Genomic DNA, 4,281 nt, shown 5'->3' with positions numbered 1-4,281 from the left:
CTAAGATTTTTGCAAATATTGGGACTAGATTAGTCGGGAGGATACAAACCTCAGCAGTAGACCCCTTCATAGATAGATTTAAATATCCTGCCGAAATCATTCGGGTTAACAGTACAGAAGCTTTCTATCCTCAAAAATCGGGGATTTACTCTCAATGGTTGCTTGATGATAACGGTAAGCTCACTTTCTGCCGTTATTATCCTGCACACTGTTTACTGGCATCTGTTGCTAACAATCCCCATGAGCAAGAATTGCGGACTCTTTTTCTGAAAAATTATCAAGATAATCCTTTGTTAGGAATGGTCAGGTTTACTGAGGATTATATCAAAATGATTCGGTCAGAAGAATTATCTGAGGAAGCTAAAAAACTGATGTTTCAATTACAAAAAACAAAGGTAGCATAACCATGAAGAATCGTCAAAAAGTTGCTGTACTACTTTCTGCTACTGTAGTAAGTTTATTACTAGCTACACCCAGTTATGGATTAGTCATTAGTGATTTTTTTAGCTCTATAATTGATGATATTAAAGGTGAAGTAAGTCAGATCCAAACTTGGACAAAATCGCAAATAGATCAGAGTTGGGCTGGGATTAAGGAAGATGCTCAAGCTGCAATTGATAATACTGTCGGAGAGATGGGAGCGCCAGATCCGATTGCTAGTAGCGATGAACTCAAAAATCGGATTGCTGATACTTACTCTTTACCAGTCGCTAAGGAAAAGGGGCAAGATTTAGAGCGAGAACTCACAAGAGCTTCAATCATCAGTGTTGTAGGTAAAACTGGGCAAGCAGATACGTCTCAAAAAATAGAGAAAACAACACAAATAGCTCAAGACGCAAAAACCATTGCTGACCAGGCTCAAGACATGGATGCTTCTCAAAATGTCCTGAAAGCGATCGCCGCTCAAAATGGCCTGGTGGTTTCCATGTTGGCACAACAGCGCACTGATTCATTGCAAGCAAGGCAGGATAATTCATACTCCAATCTCATGCTGACTCAAGTCGCAGAAAACACAGCAAATGCACGAAAAAAACAAGATTTGAATGAATTAGGTACTCTTTCCTTGGCCCATGAACTTATCGGTATATCTCGTTTAGATCCCACCCAAGAAAATTGACCAGGAAGAGCGAACTCTTAACAAGGAACTCTTAATAGGAAACAGCAAGAAAAATGTGCAATCGGTGTTTTTCAACCTCTAGTTATTGTAGAGATTGTCTAGTTTTAAATATTGAATTTTCTCTATTCCCTGTTGCCTGTTAAGAGTTAACTCTTAGTCTTCTTTATCATCAATTCACCCTTATCTTATGCTTTCAAAAAATTACTTATTCGCTCAATCTCAGTTTGCTGGTGCAGATTTACTTGAACAAGCAAGTAATACAGCAGATTTTATTGCTCAAGGTTTTAATCAGACTTGGGAAGAAACTATTACAGGTGATTTATATGCTGCTATGTGCAAAGTCGGTGTATTATTCGCCGTTGCAACATTTGTTTTTTTCATGGTTGAGTGGACAAAGAAAATGCTCTTAGGTGATGAACAACGTGCATACACAGATTTTATTTGGGTGTTGATAGTTATAGTACTCCTAGCAAATAATGGCAAAGCTTTAGGAGCAGGTACTCTCGGAATCAGAAATTACATTAACAATACAAACCAATACATGCTAACACGTACAGCAAAAGGTATTGATTTAAGAGCTGCATATCAAAAAGCTTTGGGTGTAGAAGCGGTGCGTGGAGCTATTGCGAAAGAAATAGAAAATTGCAAAACCTCGTCTTTGAGTCCAGAAGAATCTGTTAAATGTTTATCGGACGCTAAGAATAGACTTCAACAAGACTATCCGAGTTATTTTACTGGTGAAAGCGGCCCGTTTTCGTGGGTCATTCAAAAAATAGACAGAATTATTCAAGCTCCAATAGAGGCAATTAAAGGTGGGGCTAATCCTATACAAGTAATACTTTCCCCTTTCAGTGCTTATATTGGTTCTTCGGTCATCGAAATTGTTTCGATTGTACTGATTGGGTTGAACGGAGCTTACCAATGGGCGATTGAACTAACGATGTTGTTAACAGCACTTCTCGGCCCTTTAGCTGTAGGTGGTTCTTTGTTACCTTATGGTGGAAAAGCAATTTTTACTTGGCTTACGGGTTATTTCGCTGTAGGAATGGCAAAACTTTGTTTCAACGTAATTGCCGGATTAGCCGGACAATTGATTGCTACTTCTAGAGCGGATCAACCTCTATTCTTTCTTTTTACAATTGGGATTTTTGCTCCTTTCTTAGCAACTGGATTAGCAGCTGGTGGTGGTTTAGCTGTACTTCAACAAATCAACAAAGCGGCTGAAACCTATAGCACAATAGCTATTGATGCTACTAAAGCTATAACAACATCTGGTGGCAGTATAGTATCAAAATTCAGTAAATAGAGGTAATAGCTATATTAAGAGTTCTCTATTAAGAGTTAAGAGTTCCCTCTCCAACAAACCGACAATGTTTAATACAAAGAATGGTACAAAGGCAAAACCAGAGCCGTTACAGCTTCTGCAATATAACAAATCTGTCCCAACTAGAATCGGAATAATTTCACTGGCTGGATTTTCGATGGCTTTGTTCTCTTTATTACTACAAATCCTTAATTATGGGGCAGTCAGTAGTTTAGGTAAAAAGCAGTTAGCGCTAGTACAATTGTCATCAGGAGAATCAGTCGTTGCCCAAGCAGTAGAGCCAAATGAACGCTCAGATGAAGTTATTAAAAAGTTTATTTCTAACACATTTATCAAGATGTTTAACTGGGATGGACTTGTTCAAACTTTTAATGAAAAAGGAGAACCCATTACTAAACAAGATGCTGGTATAGATGTAGGTAGAACTGAACGTTCTAATGGCAGAGTAACTACTTCTTCTTATGAAGCTGCTTATGCAATCAGTGAAAAGCATGATTTTCGGACAGCATTTTTGCGTAAGCTAGCTCAAATGACCCCAGCAGGGGTATTTAACGGTGATACACAAGTATCTTTGATTCCCCGCTTCATTTCATCACCTCGCAAAATTAAAGATGGTCAATGGTCAGTAGATTTAGTAGCTACTCTCGTTACTTTTACAAGAGTTGATAATGCAGGCAAAGGTATACCCTTTAACAAAACTATTACTGTAGAAGCCATTAGTACACCGCAAAACATCCCTAATGATACTACTGCTCTGGCAAAGAAAATATATCAAGTCAGGCAAGCTGGATTAGAAATTACGCAAATCGTCGATTTAAATTTGGCTAACAGACAATGACAAATACTCACATTAATAGCTCATCAACTGTAGATGATTTTCTCCAAATAGATGATGACTTAAAATCTTCAGCAATGAGTTCAGATTCCAGCCCAAGGGAAATTACGTCAGAGGGAGAATTAGATAATCCATCAGTCACAACTAAACATACAGTAATTACTTCTCCCTGGTCAAGATTGTTGGTCATAGCACTCCCTTTTGGATTGACCTTCCTAGCTATATTTTGGCTGCTGAATGGAATTTTTAATCCTGATAACCGCGATACTACTAAAACTATTGAAGAACCAAAGTCTTCAGCAACTAAAGAACAAGTTGAGCAAACAGATGGAGATGTTTACGCTAAGTTAGCGCTGAATCAGCAAGAAGATGAATTAAATAAGATTAATCAGAGTAGGCAGGAAGTTAAAGTTAATAATAAACCTGTCAGTATTGCAGCTTCACTACCACCACCAACAGCTAGACCTGTGCCACAAACACAAAGTCTTAGTCCTAGACGAGATTACGTTCCGAGTAGAACTAACCCGACTATTTCATCACCACCTCGTAATCAAACATTGCCAAGAATTAGTAATCCTGTTAGGACTGTTACGCCGAAAACAGAAACGCCAACAGACGTGATAGCTGAATTTAATCGACTTCGCAGCTTAGGATCTTACGGAAAAATCGCTTATACACCTACTTCAAATAACCAGCAGATATCAGCAGAGGCAACATCCTTTCAAACGCCGAATACAACACGAATTCAAGTACAGCCACCCAATAGTGGTTATACAACACAGCAAACACGCCCTAACTTTTTCAACAGTACACCCACAGAAATTGAGAAAATTCGCCCTCGTTGGTCAGCCAATTCTAAATCTGATAAACAAATAGCAGATGGTAATTACTTGCCTCAAGAAAACCAAATTCTGCAACAGCGTAAAACTCGCTATTTAGTTGTTGGGGAATTCGCAAATGGTATTTTAGTGACTTCAGTCATCACTTGAGTTTGGACTAATTGGC

At 38.5% G+C, this 4,281-nt stretch carries 4 protein-coding genes and 1 pseudogene; all 5 read left to right on the top strand.

The window, feature by feature from the left end; all coding sequences use genetic code 11:
- Nucleotides 1-404: pseudogene (locus A4S05_RS43975) on the top strand (hypothetical protein); the annotation flags it as partial.
- Nucleotides 405-406: 2 nt separating this feature from the next.
- Nucleotides 407-1,117 (top strand): hypothetical protein, encoded by a 711-nt coding sequence (locus A4S05_RS35935; protein WP_069074535.1) that lies wholly within the window; start codon nt 407-409, stop codon nt 1,115-1,117.
- 187 nt (nt 1,118-1,304) lie between these two features.
- The gene (locus A4S05_RS35930) at nt 1,305-2,423 is read left to right on the top strand and encodes a hypothetical protein (RefSeq protein ID WP_069074534.1); all 1,119 of its coding nucleotides are present in this window, start codon (nt 1,305-1,307) and stop codon (nt 2,421-2,423) included.
- A gap of 64 nt (nt 2,424-2,487) precedes the next feature.
- Complete coding sequence (locus A4S05_RS35925) at nt 2,488-3,279, top strand: hypothetical protein (protein WP_069074533.1); 792 nt, start codon at nt 2,488-2,490, stop codon at nt 3,277-3,279.
- Nucleotides 3,276-4,265, top strand: a complete 990-nt coding sequence (locus tag A4S05_RS35920) for a hypothetical protein (protein ID WP_069074532.1) — start codon at nt 3,276-3,278, stop codon at nt 4,263-4,265. Before A4S05_RS35925 ends, A4S05_RS35920 begins: the two co-directional genes overlap by 4 nt.
- Nucleotides 4,266-4,281: the final 16 nt, after the last annotated feature.

The sequence above is a fragment of the Nostoc sp. KVJ20 genome, from assembly GCF_001712795.1.
Classification (GTDB): Bacteria; Cyanobacteriota; Cyanobacteriia; order Cyanobacteriales; family Nostocaceae; genus Nostoc.
Note: the sequence above shows the minus strand (reverse complement) of the source record. Positions and strands in the feature narration are given on the sequence as shown.